The following is a 15,693-nucleotide window of genomic DNA, read 5'->3' as shown; positions in this document are numbered from 1 at the left end:
AGCATGTCAGGCCACTCCAAATGGGCGACCACCAAGCACAAAAAAGCCATCATTGACAGCAGGCGTGCAAAGTCGTTCGCAAAACTGATCAAGAACATCGAAGTTGCTGCCCGTATGGGTGGACCCGACCTGGCCGGCAACCCGGGCCTGGAACTCGCCGTCACCAAGGCAAAGAAGACTTCTGTCCCCAACGACAACATCGACCGTGCCATCAAGCGCGGCGCCGGCCTCACCGGTGAAGTCGTGGACTACACCGAGATCATGTACGAAGCCCGTGGCCCCCAGGGCTCGGCTTTGCTGATCGAGTGCCTTACCGACAACAAGAACCGGGCGGCCTCCGAAGTCCGCCTGGCCATCTCCCGCAACGGCGGAACCATCGCCGATCCGGGCTCGGTCAGCTACCTGTTCGCCCGCAAGGGGGTCGTGGTTCTGCCGAAGAACGGCCTCAGCGAAGACGACATCCTCATGGCCGTCCTGGACGCAGGTGCTGAGGAAGTCAAGGACAGTGGCGAGAACTGGGAAATCCACTCGGAGCCCTCTGATCTCCAAGCCATCCGGGATGCTCTCAAGGAAGCCGGGATCGAATACGAAACCGACGAAGCCGAATTTGTTCCGTCGATGCAGGTCGACCTCGACATTGACGGCGCGAAGAAGTTCATGAAGCTCGTCGACGCGCTCGAGGACCTGGACGATGTCCAGAACGTCTACAGCAACGCGGACTTCAGCGAGGAAGTGCAGGCTGCCCTCGACGCCGAGTAGGCGCAGCAGCATTCAGTATTGATCATCAACAGGAAGGCCCGGACTTGACTCTTCGTGTATTGGGAGTCGATCCGGGCCTTACCCGTTGCGGCATCGGTGTAGTGGACATCGAGCGGAACCGCCGTGCGACCATGGTTGCCGTTGGGGTAGTGGGTACCTCCGCCGACTTGACCCTGGACAAGCGCTTGCTGGTCATAGCCCAGGCCATCGACGAGTGGCTTGACCTGCACAAGCCGGACGTCGTCGCCGTCGAGCGTGTCTTTTCGCAGATGAACGTCAGCACTGTCATGGGCGTGGCCCAAGCCTCGGGCGTGGTGATCGCCGCCGCGGCGCGCCGGAGCATCCCGGTGGCGCTGCATACGCCCTCGGAAGTGAAAGCCGCGGTGACGGGCAGTGGCTCGGCGAACAAGGACGCCGTCACCAAGCTTGTCACCAAGATCCTGCGCCTTGACGCACCCCCGAAACCCGCGGACGCAGCAGATGCCCTCGCCCTTGCCCTGACGCACGCCTGGCGGGCCGGAAGCGGAATGGGAACAGCAGGCGGAGCTGGTGGCGGAGGCACGCTGACACCTGCCCAGAAGGCGTGGGCGGATGCCGAAGCCAAAGCGCGCCGTGCACGGTGATACCCCGCTGTCCTTGCTAGGGTATTCGTAGATATGTTCGGATAGTCAGTCCAGGCCGCAGATCCAGGTGGCAGGGCAGGCAGTATTTCAGGAGCCGGGTCTTGATCAGTTTTCTTCGTGGAACCGTAGCCCACGTTGGTTTGTCCAGCGCGGTCATCGACCTCAATGGCGTGGGCATGAGCGTGTTCGCGACGCCGCAGACCCTGAGCCACCTGAAGGTAGGGGCAGACGCCAAGCTCTTTACCTCCATGATCGTCCGCGAGGACTCCCTTACACTCTTTGGCTTCGCCGCCGACGACGAGCGGGAAGTTTTCGATGTCCTCCTCAGCGTCAGCGGGGTGGGACCGCGGCTGGCCTTGGCCGTGCTCGCTGTCCACGAACCGGAGGCCATCCGCGTTGCAGCACACACCGGAGACGGGAAGGCCTTCACGAAAGTTCCCGGCATCGGTCCCAAGGTTGCCGGCCGGATAGTCCTTGAGCTCGCTGGCAAGTTGGTTCCGCATGGCACTGGCACCGCATCCACACCGGCAACCGCCGTCAAAGCTGAGTGGAAGCCCCAGGTGGTGGCCGCCATGACCAGCCTTGGCTGGTCGGAGAAGGATGCCAACGGCAGCATCGACAAGGCCATGGCCGACTCGCCGGAATTGGTGGATGCAGGAAATGTCGCACAGATCCTCCGGGCCACGCTGCGGTGGCTGGGCCAGGACGGAGCACGCGCCGGTAACCGTGTAGGCACCCGTGGCTGAGCAGTCACTGGTCAGCGGGGGAGAGGAACCGGAAGAGCGGGTCATCGAGGCGGCCCTTCGTCCGAAGAACCTGCATGACTTTGTGGGCCAGCACCGGGTCCGCAAGCAGCTTGCGCTGGTACTTGAGGCGTCAAAAATGCGTGGCCGCAGTGCCGACCACGTGCTCATGTCCGGTCCTCCCGGTCTCGGCAAGACCACGCTGGCCATGATCATTGCGGCGGAGATGAATGCTCCGCTGAGGATCAGCAGTGGTCCGGCCATCCAGCATGCCGGAGACTTGGCCGCGATTCTGTCCTCCCTCTCCGAAGGAGAGGTTCTTTTCCTCGACGAGATCCACCGCATGTCCCGGCCGGCGGAAGAGATGCTCTACATGGCCATGGAAGACTTCCGCGTGGACATCGTGGTGGGCAAAGGGGCAGGTGCCACGGCCATTCCGCTTGAGCTGCCTCCCTTCACCCTGGTAGGAGCGACCACCCGCGCCGGCCTGCTCCCTGGTCCGCTGCGGGACCGTTTCGGTTTTACCGGCCACCTTGAGTTCTACTCCGTGGCCGAGCTTGAACTTGTCCTGCGCCGTTCCGCCGGCCTGCTGGACCTGAAGGTCAACTCGGCCGGATTCACGGAGATTGCCGGCCGCTCACGCGGAACGCCGCGTATCGCCAACCGGCTGCTTCGCCGTGTCCGTGACTGGGCGCTTGTCCACGGCATTGACCAGATCGACGCGCGGTCAGCCTCAGCTGCTTTGGACATGTACGAAGTGGACCAGCGTGGCCTTGACCGCTTGGACCGCTCTGTCCTTGAAGCGCTCATCACCAAGTTCAACGGCGGTCCGGTGGGGCTGTCCACCCTGGCGATTGCCGTGGGTGAAGAGGCAGAGACCGTCGAGACAGTGGCGGAGCCTTTCCTCGTGCGGGAAGGGCTGCTGGGCCGCACCCCGCGCGGACGCATTGCGATGGCTTCAGCCTGGACCCATCTGGGGTACGCGGTGCCGGCCGGTGTGTTCGGACAAGAGACCCTTGCATTGTTTGACGAGGACGAAAACCACGCCGAGAGCGTAGATACTGCGGGTTAACACGCTGCGTTCAGCTTTTCCCTCTAGACTGGTATGACGCTCGGCACGTTCGAGTCCTTGATCCATGCGCCAGCCTCGCGGATCTGCCAGGGACGTTGCCGTGAACCAAAACGTAAGTACAGAACGGAACTTCCCTGTGGATCCAATGACCATATTGCTGTTCGTCATGCTTGGACTCTTTGTCTTCATGATGTTCCGCCGCAACAAGAAGACCCAGCAGCAGCAGGCTGAGATGCAGTCCAAGTTTGCTCCCGGAGTCGACGTCATGACCAGCTTCGGCCTCTTCGGCCGGATCGTGTCCATCGACGAAGCGGAGAACAAGGTCGTTATCGAGCTCTCCCCGGGCAATGAGGCCACGGTTCACCGCCAGGCCGTTACCAAGGTTGTTGAGGCAACTCCCGAGGAAGCCCCTGTGGTTCCGGATGACGCTTCTTCCTTGACCGCAACAGGTACTGAAACCCCTGCGGCCGGCGAGACGCCGGAAGAGACCATTGCGCGCCTCAACAAAGAGGACAAGAAGGACAACTAGCACCGTCAGTCGCGGCACCACCGCGCAAGGCAACTTCTACGGCAGCGGAAAGCCGCCGGCAGACGCTCACCAGCGTCCGCCGGCGGCTGTCCGGCGATAACAGGAAGATTGAAAATGGCAAGGACCGGCCCCAAAAATTCAGCCCGCAGGGTGCTGACATGGCTTGGAGCAATATTCGTTGTACTCACCGTCGTCCTGGCTGGCGGTGTGATGACCGGCCATGCAAGCTGGGCGCCCAAGCTTGCACTGGACCTCGAAGGTGGAACCCAGATGATCCTGGCACCCCGTGTGGAGGGTGCCTCGGACATCAACGAGGAACAGCTCAACCAGGCGGTGGCGATCATCCGCCAGCGCGTTGACGGTTCCGGCGTCGCCGAGGCCGAAATCAGCACCCAGTCCGGCCGCAACGTGGTTGTAAGCCTCCCGGGCACCCCTTCGAAGGAAACCCGCGACCTCATCCAGGCCTCGGCTGATATGAACTTCCGGCCTGTTATAGCCGCTGGAGACCCAGCTGCTATTCCCGCCGAGCAGCGGACCCCGGATGACAAGTTGAACAAGCCCACCGCCGAGCCGACGAACGCCAGCGACATCAACTGGGTCACCCCGGATGTCCAAAAGGAGTTTGAGGCGCTGGATTGCGTGAACCCGTCCAACGAAAAGCGCGACCGCTCGGACCCCGCCAAGCCTCTGGTGGCTTGCGAGCCCGCCACTGACAAGACCCCTGCCGTCAAGTACATCTTGGGCCCGGTCGAGGTCAAGGGCCAGGACATCAGCGATTCCACGTTCTCCCAGGTCCAGGGTGCCCAGGGTTCGGTGACCAACTCCTGGGGCGTGAACATCGTCTTCAACGGCGATGCCACCGCAAAGTTCAAAGCAGTTACCGAACGCCTGAACCAGTTCTACGTTGCAGCCCAGGCACAGGGCACTCAGGATCCGAAGTCCCAGTTCGCCATTGTCCTTGACGACAAAGTGATTTCGGCACCTCGCTCCCTTGCTGTCATCACCGACGGAAAGCCACAGATCACCGGCAACTTCACGCAGGCCAGCGCCAAGGCGTTGTCCGACCAGCTGCGCTATGGCGCACTGCCCATCAGCTTCGAGATCCAGTCGCAGGAGCAGATCTCGGCAACGCTCGGTGGCGACCAGCTGCGACTCGGTCTACTGGCCGGCATGATCGGCCTGTTGCTGGTTGTGGTGTACTCGCTCTTCCAATACAGGGCCCTGGGATTCGTGACCATCGCCTCCTTGATAGTGGCCGGGTTGCTCACCTACCTTGCCATCGCCATCCTCGGCTGGACCGAAAACTACAGGTTGTCCTTGGCCGGTGTAGCAGGCTTGATCGTGGCCATCGGCCAGACAGCGGACTCCTTCATCGTCTACTTCGAACGCATCCGTGACGAACTGCGCGAGGGGCGCGGGCTGGTGTCCGCCGTCGAAAACGGCTGGAAGCGTGCCAAGCGCACCGTTCTGGCCTCCAAGGCCGTCAACCTTCTTGCCGCGGTGGTCCTGTACTTCGTGGCGGTTGGAAACGTCCGAGGCTTCGCCTTCACCTTGGGCTTGACGGCCCTTGCGGACCTCCTTGTGGTGTTCATGTTCACGCATCCGATGCTGCAGGTTCTCGCCCGGACCAAGTTCTTCGGCGAAGGACACCGCTTCTCCGGACTGTCGCCGGACCGCCTCGGTGCCGTCCCGCTGTACCGCGGAGCCGGCCGGCTCCGGACTCCGGAAGACAAGCCGACTCCGGTCCGCGCCCGGAACGCCGGAGCGGCCGCTGAAGCCGAACGACGCATGACCATCGCCGAACGGCGCCTTGCCGCGAAGGGCCAACTGACCGGCACTTCCAACGGCAGCAAGGAGGAGAAGTAATGACAACGAGCTTCGCAACCTTCGGCCATGAGCTTTACACGGGCAAGCGCTCGTACAACTTCGTCAATTCAAAGAAGATCTGGTTCACCATCGCGGCTGTGGCCGTGGCGCTGTCCATCCTCATCCCGGTGGTCAAGGGTGGCTTCAACCTTGGCATCGAGTTCCGCGGTGGCTCGGAGTTCACTGTCTCCAACGTGAGCACCACCGACGCAGCGCTCGGCGAGCGGGCTGTGCATGACGTCGTTCCGGACGCGATTCCGCGCGTTGCAAACGTTGCGGGAAACACCATGCGGATCCAGACGGATCAGCTGACCGACGACGAGACCAACCGCATCAAGGACGGGCTCACCAGCGCCTATGGAGTCACGGCGAACGAGGTCACCTCCAACTTCGTCGGACCGACCTGGGGCCAGGACGTGACCCGGCAAGCCCTCATCGGCCTGGTGGTCTTCGTCGGCTTGGCTGCGGTCCTCATGGCCCTGTACTTCAGGACCTGGAAAATGTCCCTGTCAGCGCTTGTTGGCATGCTCGTCACGATGTTCACCACCGCGGGTGTCTACGCTTTGAGCGATTTCGAAGTCACGCCGTCGGCCATCATCGGCTTCCTGACTGTCTTGAGCTACTCGCTCTACGACACCGTGGTGGTCTTCGACAAGATCCGCGAGAACACCTCTGACATCTCCACCTCCACGCGACGTACCTTCGGCGAAGAAGTCAACCTCGCGGTGAACCAAACCCTGGTCCGCTCCATCAACACCATGATGGTGGCGGTCCTGCCCGTGGCGGCAATTCTGTTCATTGGTGCAGGCCTGCTGGGTGCCGGAACGCTGCGTGACCTGTCGCTGGCATTGTTCGTGGGTATCCTGCTCGGCACCGCTGCCACGATCTTTATCGCAGCACCGCTCTACGCCTGGCTGCGCCAGGGCGAACCGGAGCTGGTCAAGCAGGCCAAGAAGGTAGCCCACCGCAGGGCGGAAGCCACCGTTTAGGGGCAGATGCCGCGTCAAATCTCCGAAGAGCCGGTCACCGCAAGCCTGCGGTGACCGGCTCTTTGACTTGCCCGGCCGTTCGTCATGTGCTGTCCAGTTGCAGAAGCATTCACTTGCGGGAATAGACTGGAAGAATTAAATCGGTTGTGAGGGGTACTTCTGTGGAAGAACGAGCGACGTCGGCACCACTGGCGGGCGGGGAAGAGGACCGCAATTCAGCTGTGGTCCCTGCAACAAGTGTGTCCGCCCGGGCCGCAGGCGCCGTACCAGTTGACATGCCCGGAGCCCGTCCCACGTTCCCCGGCCGGAGGGAACGCACGCGTTCCCGGCTTGCCCGGTTGACCGGACGCGGCGTAGCGCCGTACTCGCCGATCCTTGAGCCATTGCTGCGGACCGTCAGGGCCAACAATCCGAAAGAGGATTTTGACCTGATCCAACGCGCCTTCGCCGTCGCTGAGCGGAGCCACCAGGGCCAGAAGCGCAAGAGCGGCGATCCTTACATCACCCACCCGGTGGCAGTGGCTACGATTTTGGCCGAGCTCGGCATGACTGGCACCACCTTGGCCGCTGCGCTTCTTCACGACACCGTGGAGGACACTCCCTACACCTTGGCTGACCTGACCCGGGATTTCGGGCCGGAGGTCGCCATGTTGGTCGATGGCGTCACCAAGCTCGACAAAGTCAGCTTCGGCGAGGCCGCCCAGTCGGAGACCGTCCGCAAAATGGTGGTGGCCATGGCCAAGGACATCCGCGTCCTGATGATCAAGCTGGCCGACCGTCTGCATAACGCACGCACCTGGCGGTTCGTGTCCGCGGAATCCTCTTCGCGCAAAGCCCGCGAAACGCTGGAAATTTTCGCGCCCCTGGCCCACCGGCTGGGCATGAATACCATCAAATGGGAGCTTGAGGACCTGTCCTTCGCGGCCCTCTATCCCAAGGTGTACGAGGAAATCGTCCGCATGGTGGGGGACCGGACCCCGGAGCGCGAAAAGAGCCTGAGCGTTATCCGCAACCAGATAGCGGACGATCTCAGGACCGCGCGGATCAAGGCCACCATCACGGGCCGCCCCAAGCACTACTACTCGATCTACCAGAAGATGATCGTCCGGGACAAGGATTTCGACGACATCAACGACCTCATGGGTGTACGGGTCCTGGTGGATTCCGTCCGGGACTGTTACGCAGCCCTTGGGACCCTGCACTCGCGATGGAACCCCCTGCCGGGCAGGTTCAAGGACTACATCGCGATGCCCAAGTTCAACATGTACCAGTCGCTGCACACCACTGTGATCGGCCCGGGTGGCAAACCGGTCGAAATCCAGATCCGCACGCATGAGATGCATCGCCGGGCCGAGTACGGTGTGGCTGCCCACTGGAAGTACAAGGACCAGCCAAACCGGACGGCTCAAGGCCCCGGCAGCCCCCGCGACGGCGACATGGGCTGGTTGCGGTCCCTCGTGGACTGGCAGCAGGAAACGTCGGATCCCGGAGAGTTCCTGGATTCCCTGCGGTACGAGATCAACGCCCGGGAAGTCTTCGTCTTTACCCCCAAGGGTGAAGTCATGGCCCTTCCGGCTGGTTCGACTCCTGTCGACTTTGCCTATGCTGTCCACACCGAAGTCGGCCATCGGACCATCGGTGCACGCGTCAACGGCAAGCTCGTGCCGCTGAACAGCGAACTGAACCACGGCGACTGGGTGGAAATCTTCACCTCCAAGGCTGAAGGGGCCGGACCGAGCCAGGACTGGCAGCACTTCGTCAAGTCGGCACGTGCGCGCAACAAGATCCGGCAATGGTTCACCAAGGAGCGTCGCGAAGAAGCCATCGACCGCGGCAAGGACATGCTCACCCGTGCCATGCGGAAGCAGAACCTCCCGCTGCAGAGGCTGATGACCCACGATGCTTTGTCCGCAGTCGCCGAGGACTTCCATTACGTGGACATCTCCGGCCTATACGCCGGTGTTGGTGATGGGCACACTTCGGCCCAGTCCGTCATGGAAAAGCTCATGGAGCATCTGGGCGGACACGAGACCCCGGATGAGGACCTTGACGAGGTCAGCATTCCCACCCAGGTGGCCAAATCCAAGTTCTCGGATTCAGGCGTCATCGTCAAGGGCGTGGGCGACGTGTGGGTCAAGCTGGCGCGATGCTGCACTCCCGTGCCCCCGGACCCGATCCTCGGCTTTGTGACGCGCGGCTCCGGTGTCTCCGTGCACCGGACGGACTGTACAAACGTCTCCGGCCTGCGTGACCAGCCCGACAGGATTGTCGACGTCGAATGGGCGCCCACGCAGTCAAGCGTCTTCCTCGTGGAGATCCAAGTTGAAGCCCTGGACCGCAAGTCGTTGCTGTCGGACGTGACCCGCATTCTGTCGGAGAACCACGTCAACATCCTGGCTGCATCCGTCCACACCTCCAGTGACAGGGTTGCAATCTCCAAGTTCGCGTTTGAAATGGGCGACCCCAAGTATCTGCACCACGTCCTGAACGCGGTCCGGCGCATCGATGGGGTCTTTGACGTCTACCGCACCACCGGGAACAGCCGCAGGAGCTAATCGGGCACCTTGCCGGGGCCCGGCGACGTTTCCGGAGCCAGTTGGGCCAACGTGGCCAACGCGCGTTTCTTGTGGGGCACACGCGGCGCAGCTTCAACTGCCAGTACCAGCAGGCGCAGCTTGATGCCCAATTCCGGCCGGTCCAGGAGGCGCCTCAGGACGGGCAGGGCTCGATCACTTTCGACGTGGAGTGCGATGTCCGCCGCGGTGCGGAGAGGGCTGCTCACGAGCATCCCTCCGAGGCTGACTACATCCAGTTGGCCGAGCCGTACTTCGTGAAGGCTGCAGCCGAGGGTACCTCGAAGGCTGGAGATACGGTGTTTCGCATCCACCAGGAGGGATAGCTTGCCGGGCGGTTTGGCGCACCCATAGATCCAGGCGGCGGTGAGCCTGCCCGCGACAACCTTGGTGCGGATACGCTCCGGTACGCTCAGGGCTGCTGCGCGGGCCCGGATGCGCTGGGTGATGGCCACACCGGGTGAAGCGTAGTTCTTCCCATACAGGGGCAGCAGGATGCCATCGGCAGCCATTCCCTGGAGCTCGTTCCACGTGAAGATGCGGCCGGCGGAGTAGATCTCGGGGATGACGGGTTCCAGCAGTTGCGGGGCGGTGACAGGAGGGACCATCACTCGATCATTCCGTTGAGCGGCCCAACCAGTACAGGCTCCGTCCCGGCTATGTGGATAACCGGTACGGAGCCTGTGGCAACGTCAGTGGTGACTATGCGAGGTCGCTGGCCGAACGCTGGATCTGGTCGAGCCAGGCCTGGCGGGCTTCGAGGGCTTCACGGGCAGCCTTGATGCGACGCTGGTCGCCTGCCTTTTCCGCCTTGTCGAGATCGTCCTTCAGGCCCGCGATTGCCGCCTCCAGCTGTGTCAGGGCGCTGTTGGTACGGGCCTTCGTTTCGGGGTTGGTCCGGCGCCACTTCTCTTCTTCGGCTTCACGAACGGCGTCTTCAACCTTCCGAAGGCCTGCTTCGATCCTGCCCATGTCAGCGCGCGGTACCTTGCCAGCCTCTTCCCACCGGTCCCGGATGGACTGGAGGGACTTCTTGGCGGCATTGAGGTCCTTGATCGGCAGCAACGCCTGCGCCTCGATGACCAACTGTTCCTTGACGGCCAGATTTGCGGTGTATTCCTGGTCGATCTGGTCATTGGCAGCCTGGCGGTTGCTGAAGAAGACATCCTGTGCGGCCCGGAAACGGCCCCACAATGCGTCGTCGTCCTTGCGGCTTGCGCGGGGAGTTGCCTTCCACTGGTCCATGAGCCTGCGGTATTCACCGGCGGCGTATCCCCAATCGGTCGAGGAGGAAAGCGCCTCGGCCTCTGCGATCAAGGCCTCCTTGGCGGTCTTGGCGGCAGAGTTGTTGCTGTCCAGCTGCGAGAAGTAGGCGCGGCGGTGACGGTCGAATACCGTGCGGGCCGAGCGGAATCTCTTCCACAGCGCATCTTCGTTGCTCCGGCCCAGGCGGATGCCGCTCTTCTGGGCGGCCTTCCAGGACTCGAAGAGCTCGTTCATGCGGGCGCTGGAGGTTTTCCACTGGATCTGTGCCGGGTCCTGTCCCGCGATGGACTCCGCTTCAGCCACGATGGCTTCGCGGGCAGCCAGTTCACTGGCCCGCAGCGCATCGTGGGCAGCCTTTTCGGACTTCTCCAGTTCGACAATCTGAGTCGACAAGGTGTCCAGCCGGGCCTCGGCGGAGCGGATGTCACCGACCATGTTGCGCTCGGCAAGTTGCTCACGCAGGTGTGTGACGGTTTTCTGCATGTCCGTTGCAGGAGCCTTGGACTCCACGCGGTGTTCGAGCAGCACGACCTGGGCGATAACGTCGTCGAACTTCCGGGCAAAGTAGCCCAGTGCTTCGTCGGGGCTGACCCCCGGGTACTGCCCGACGGCGATTTCCTCACCATCCAGCGTCAGGAAGACGTGGCCGTCTCCCTCTGCGCGCCCCCACTTGGCCGCTTCGGCGAGCGAGGCGGCTGATACTGCCGGAGCCGCTGGAACAACAGGGGCCGGCGCCTTCGGGCGGGCCGCAAATGCTGCCGGCGACGGAGCCACGGACGGTGCCGGGCGGGGAGCCGGAGCTTCGCCGGCCGCCGGAGCGGCAACGGCCCCGGAGGATGCCTCGGCCTCGGTTGTTTCGATCACCTCGGCTGCTTCATCGTTGGCCACTGCTGCTGTTTCGTCGGATTTCTGACTGTCTGTCACCGCTAAAAGTCTTTCGCTTGGAGGGACTGCTAAGGCAATGCACGCCGGGCCGGGGTCCGGAGCTGGTTACTTCAGAGAGAACGAGTCTATCGTGACAGGTGCCACAGGAGCGCCGTCGCTGTTGTTTTGACCGGGTTTCAGTCCCGCTGCGGCGATGTTTGTGACCACATCCAGCCCGCTGGTCACCTTGCCCACCACGGTGTACCCGCCCGCGGTATCGGCCGGGATAGTGGTGTCCTTATAGACAATGAAGAACTGGTGGCCGTTGCCGTAGGCGTTATTACCGGTTCGGGCGATGGCGATGGTTCCTGCGGGGTACTTGTTGTCGGCCGGAGTGTTTTCCAGGGGGCCCCAGCGATAGTTGGGATCGTCGGCGCCGTCCTCGGACTTGGCGCCGCACTGCAGGAGTCCAAAGGTCTCCGACGTTGTCAGGCGGTGGCAATTGGCCCCGTTGTAGTAGCCGGAGTCGGTAAGTGACTTCAAGACGGCGGCTGCCTGCGGAGCGGCTGTGCCGTTCAATTCAACGCCGACTGCCCCGCCGTTCAGGGAGAGCTGGCCTGTGAACGTCTTGCCTGCGGCGGTGTCGGCACTGGGAACGTCGGCACTGTTTTGTGAAGGGGCGGCAGAGGGCGACGCCGAGGCAGAGCTGAGCCCGGCTTCGGCGGCAGCAACCTCGGCTTCCGTGGGGTTGGAACTGAAAACGGTCAGCTGCAGGACGACGGCCAGGATGACGGCTGCGGCTCCGGCGCCAATGGCGATCGTGTTGTCGCGTTTCCGGCGCTTTGCCTGTTCCTGCCGCAGGGCGCGCTTGGCTTCCATCTGCCTGATGCGACGTTTCGCTTCGCGGTCATCCCGCGACCTTGTTGCCAAGAGTCCTCCTGAATAAGTCAGCTTCGAATGGCTGCCGACAGGAACCCGGGCATGCTGCATTAGATGTGCACGCGCGGAAAGCATAAACTGGCTGCCGCACATAGTTTATGCATGACCGGCTGGACGCCCGGCCTGTAAACGCCGAACGGGCGTTTAAAGCTGCAGCGCCGAAGCACGTGTCAGCTTTCTTCAAGGAGACAATTCCACCATGGCACGTACCGCCTCCCTGTCCGGATTCCCCGAGTGGCTTCCCCAGGAGCGGTTGGTGGAGCTCCATGTTCTGGACACGCTCCGGAGGACCTTCGAACTGCATGGCTTTTCCTCCATCGAGACACGTGCCGTGGAAACGGTGGGCCAGCTGCTCCGCAAGGGCGAGATCGATAAAGAGGTCTACGGGCTTAGCCGCCTCCAGGACGACGAAGGCGACGCCGCGAAGCCGGGCGGGTCGGACAAGGCGGACCCCAACGCCCTGGCCCTGCACTTCGACCTTACTGTTCCCTTCGCCCGTTATGTCGTGGAGAACGCCGGCTACCTGGCGTTTCCGTTCCGCCGCTACCAGATCCAGAAAGTGTGGCGCGGTGAGCGCCCCCAGGAGGGCCGGGCGCGCGAGTTCACCCAGGCGGATATCGACGTCGTGGGCGACGGAGAACTGCCGTTCCGTTACGACGTCGAAATTGCGCTGGTCATCGCCGAAGCCCTCAGCGCGCTGCCGATTCCGGACTTCCGGCTCAGGATCAACAACAGGAAGCTGGCAGAAGGCTTCTACCGGGGGATTGGCCTGACGGATACAGCCGGCGTGTTGCGGAGCATCGACAAGCTGGAGAAGATCGGCGCCGACAAGGTAGCCGGGCTTCTCAAGTCCGAGCTCGGTGCCACGGATGAGCAGGCGGGTCTTGCACTGCAGCTGGCCACCATCCGAACGGAGGACACCTCGTTCGTGGAGCAGGTGCGCGCACTTGGAGTGAAGGACGACCTCCTTGACGAGGGGCTGAGTGAGTTGCAGCAGGTTATCGAAGCCGCCGTGCAGCGTGCCCCTGGGAAGGTCGTGGCTGACCTGAGCATCGCACGCGGGCTGGACTACTACACGGGAACGGTAGTGGAGACGGTCCTGGTGGGGCATGAGCAGCTGGGGTCGATCTGTTCCGGCGGGCGCTACGATGCCCTGGCCAGCAAGGGCAACCGCAAGTTCCCTGGCGTCGGGCTTTCCATCGGCGTGACGCGACTTGTCTCGCGCATCCTCAGCCAGGAACTGGCTTCGGCCTCCCGCGCTGTGCCGACAGCTGTTTTGGTTGCACTCAACACCGATGAGAGCTGGTCGGCCGCCCAGGACATCGCGGCCCAGTTGCGGGGCCGTGGCATCGCCACCGAGGTGGCCGCCAAGGCCGAAAAGTTCGGCAAGCAGATCAAGTTTGCCGACCGCCGCGGGATTCCCTTTGTCTGGTTCACCGACGACGACGGCAAACACCAGGTCAAGGACATCCGCTCGGGTGAGCAGGTGGATGCGGACCCGGCGAGCTGGACGCCGCCGGAAGAAGATCTCAACGTCCGCGTGACCACTGCCTGAACAGAACAACGTTAGTTCCGCCCTTTGGCGGCAGCCGCGGCCGGGGCGGGTAAACTCGGACGGGACCGCTTTTGCAGCGGTCCCTCTAAATTTCATGCTGAAAGGAATGCTGTGCTGCGCACACATGACCTCGGATCACTTCGTTCCGAGCACATTGGACAAACCGTAACCCTGGCCGGCTGGGTGGGCCGCCGCCGTGATCACGGTGGCGTTGCATTCGTTGACCTGCGCGACGCGTCCGGCGTGGCCCAGGTGGTAGTCCGCGAGGAAGAGGTCTTCCACGGCCTTCGGAACGAGTACGTCCTGCAGGTCACCGGTACGGTCAACAAGCGTCCTGAAGGCAACGAGAACCCCGCCCTTGCTACGGGCGAAATCGAGGTTATCGCAGACAAGGTTGTTGTCCTGAACACCTCCGACCCGCTGCCGTTCCAGATCGATGAGCACGTGGAGGTCGGCGAAGAAGCCCGGCTGAAGCACCGCTACCTGGACCTGCGCCGTCCCGGCCCCGCCCGCAACCTCCGCTTGCGTTCCGAGGCGAACCGCGTGGCCCGCGGCATCCTGCACGACCAGGGTTACGTTGAAATCGAGACGCCCACCCTGACGCGTTCCACGCCCGAGGGCGCACGTGACTTCGTCGTCCCGGCACGCCTGGCTCCCGGCTCCTGGTACGCCTTGCCGCAGTCCCCGCAGTTGTTCAAGCAGCTCCTGCAGGTGGGTGGCTTCGAGAAGTACTACCAGATCGCACGCTGCTACCGCGACGAAGACTTCCGTGCCGACCGCCAGCCCGAGTTCACGCAGCTGGATATCGAAGCCAGCTTCGTTGACCAGGACGACATCATCGCCTTGGGCGAGGCCATCGTGAAGTCGCTGTGGCAGCTGATCGACGTTGAGGTTCCCACGCCCATCCGTCGCATGACCTACTTGGACGCCATGGCCAAGTACGGCTCCGACAAGCCGGACCTTCGCTTCGACCTTGAGCTGACGGAGCTGACCGGGTTCTTCAAGGACACCAACTTCGGCGTGTTCAAAGCCCCCTACGTCGGCGCAGTGGTCATGCCCGGTGGCGCTTCCCAGGCCCGCCGCGCCCTCGATGCCTGGCAGGAATGGGCCAAGCAGCGCGGCGCCAAGGGACTGGCCTATGTCCTTTACAAGGAGGACGGGGAGCTTGCAGGACCCGTCGCCAAGAACCTCACGGAACAAGAACGTGCCGGACTGGCTGACGCCGTCGGCGCCAAGCCCGGTGACTGCATCTTCTTCGCCGCCGGCGAGAAGAGCGCTTCCCGTTCGCTGCTGGGCGCTGCGCGCGTCGAAATCGGCCACCGCACGGGCCTGATCGATCCCAGTGACTGGGCTTTCGTATGGATCGTGGACGCTCCGATGTTCGAACCGGCCGCAGCCGCCGTCGCTTCCGGGGACGTGGCAGTGGGAGCAGGGCAGTGGACCGCCGTCCACCACGCCTTCACCTCGCCCAAGCCGGAATTCATGGACACTTTCGACAAGAATCCCGAGTCGGCGCTGTCCTACGCCTACGACATCGTGTGCAACGGCAACGAGATCGGCGGCGGTTCCATCCGTATCCATGAGCGCGAGGTCCAGGAGAGGGTCTTCCAGCTCATGGGATTGGACAAGGAAGATGCTGAAACCAAGTTCGGCTTCCTGCTGGAGGGCTTCAAGTACGGTGCGCCTCCGCACGGTGGCATTGCCTTCGGCTGGGACCGCGTTGTGGCACTGCTGGCCGGTGTGGAATCGATCCGCGACGTCATCGCCTTCCCGAAGACGGGCAACGGCTTCGACCCCCTGACTGCCGCGCCTGCTCCGATTACGGCGCAGCAGCGCAAGGAGGCCGGGGTGGACTTCAAGCCTGAGGCCAAGCCGGCCGCCAAGGCGGACACCAAGTCCGAGTAAGACCACAATC

At 63.0% G+C, this 15,693-nt stretch carries 13 protein-coding genes; 10 read left to right on the top strand and 3 right to left on the bottom strand.

The annotated features are described in order from the left end of the window. The first annotated feature begins 3 nt into the window (after nucleotides 1-3). The 8 genes from N5P29_RS11735 to N5P29_RS11700 all read left to right on the top strand — a co-directional run bounded on the left by N5P29_RS11735 (nucleotide 4) and on the right by N5P29_RS11700 (nucleotide 9,136). On the top strand, nucleotides 4-759 hold the full coding sequence (locus N5P29_RS11735; protein ID WP_262275139.1) for a YebC/PmpR family DNA-binding transcriptional regulator: 756 nt from the start codon (nucleotides 4-6) through the stop codon (nucleotides 757-759). A gap of 44 nt (nucleotides 760-803) precedes the next feature. Beyond that, nucleotides 804-1,382 carry a crossover junction endodeoxyribonuclease RuvC gene (gene ruvC, locus N5P29_RS11730; protein WP_262275138.1) on the top strand — a complete coding sequence of 193 codons (579 nt, stop codon included), beginning with the start codon at nucleotides 804-806 and terminating at the stop codon, nucleotides 1,380-1,382. Between the two features lie 101 nt (nucleotides 1,383-1,483). Continuing rightward, nucleotides 1,484-2,128 carry a Holliday junction branch migration protein RuvA gene (gene ruvA, locus N5P29_RS11725; RefSeq protein WP_262275137.1) on the top strand — a complete coding sequence of 215 codons (645 nt, stop codon included), beginning with the start codon at nucleotides 1,484-1,486 and terminating at the stop codon, nucleotides 2,126-2,128. Continuing rightward, complete coding sequence (ruvB, locus tag N5P29_RS11720; RefSeq protein WP_262275136.1) at nucleotides 2,121-3,197, top strand: Holliday junction branch migration DNA helicase RuvB; 1,077 nt, start codon at nucleotides 2,121-2,123, stop codon at nucleotides 3,195-3,197. The genes ruvA and ruvB overlap by 8 nt, the downstream gene beginning before the upstream one ends. Before the next feature lie 145 nt (nucleotides 3,198-3,342). Beyond that, nucleotides 3,343-3,726, top strand: a complete 384-nt coding sequence (yajC, locus tag N5P29_RS11715) for a preprotein translocase subunit YajC (protein WP_262275135.1) — start codon at nucleotides 3,343-3,345, stop codon at nucleotides 3,724-3,726. A 114-nt stretch (nucleotides 3,727-3,840) separates the two neighbouring features. Further along, a complete protein-coding gene (gene secD / locus N5P29_RS11710; protein WP_262275134.1) occupies nucleotides 3,841-5,592 on the top strand; it encodes a protein translocase subunit SecD in 1,752 nt (583 codons plus the stop codon). Next, nucleotides 5,592-6,581 (top strand): protein translocase subunit SecF, encoded by a 990-nt coding sequence (secF, locus tag N5P29_RS11705; RefSeq protein WP_262275133.1) that lies wholly within the window; start codon nucleotides 5,592-5,594, stop codon nucleotides 6,579-6,581. Before secD ends, secF begins: the two co-directional genes overlap by 1 nt. A 161-nt stretch (nucleotides 6,582-6,742) precedes the next feature. Next, nucleotides 6,743-9,136 carry a RelA/SpoT family protein gene (locus N5P29_RS11700; protein ID WP_315973343.1) on the top strand — a complete coding sequence of 798 codons (2,394 nt, stop codon included), beginning with the start codon at nucleotides 6,743-6,745 and terminating at the stop codon, nucleotides 9,134-9,136. On the opposite strand, the gene N5P29_RS11695 is transcribed toward N5P29_RS11700, so the two are convergent. The 3 genes from N5P29_RS11695 to N5P29_RS11685 form a co-directional block, all read right to left on the bottom strand. Next, the gene (locus N5P29_RS11695; protein ID WP_262275132.1) at nucleotides 9,133-9,762 is read right to left on the bottom strand and encodes a hypothetical protein; all 630 of its coding nucleotides are present in this window, start codon (nucleotides 9,760-9,762) and stop codon (nucleotides 9,133-9,135) included. The genes N5P29_RS11700 and N5P29_RS11695 overlap by 4 nt on opposite strands. A 94-nt stretch (nucleotides 9,763-9,856) precedes the next feature. Further along, nucleotides 9,857-11,344: a DUF349 domain-containing protein gene (locus N5P29_RS11690; protein ID WP_262275131.1), complete on the bottom strand. Its 1,488-nt coding sequence runs from the start codon at nucleotides 11,342-11,344 to the stop codon at nucleotides 9,857-9,859. Nucleotides 11,345-11,410: 66 nt separating this feature from the next. Further along, nucleotides 11,411-12,214 (bottom strand): peptidylprolyl isomerase, encoded by an 804-nt coding sequence (locus tag N5P29_RS11685; RefSeq protein ID WP_262275130.1) that lies wholly within the window; start codon nucleotides 12,212-12,214, stop codon nucleotides 11,411-11,413. Nucleotides 12,215-12,422: 208 nt separating this feature from the next. Here N5P29_RS11685 and hisS point away from each other — a divergent pair, with 208 nt between their 5' ends. Together hisS and aspS are read left to right on the top strand one after the other, a co-directional pair. After that, a complete protein-coding gene (gene hisS, locus N5P29_RS11680) occupies nucleotides 12,423-13,778 on the top strand; it encodes a histidine--tRNA ligase (RefSeq protein ID WP_262275129.1) in 1,356 nt (451 codons plus the stop codon). 111 nt (nucleotides 13,779-13,889) lie between these two features. Then, nucleotides 13,890-15,683, top strand: coding sequence for an aspartate--tRNA ligase (gene aspS, locus N5P29_RS11675; protein WP_262275128.1), 1,794 nt, complete (start codon nucleotides 13,890-13,892; stop codon nucleotides 15,681-15,683). Nucleotides 15,684-15,693: the final 10 nt, after the last annotated feature.

This window comes from Paenarthrobacter sp. JL.01a (assembly GCF_025452095.1).
In the GTDB taxonomy this organism is placed as follows: domain Bacteria; phylum Actinomycetota; class Actinomycetes; order Actinomycetales; family Micrococcaceae; genus Arthrobacter.
This window is presented reverse-complemented; position numbering and strand designations above follow the sequence as displayed.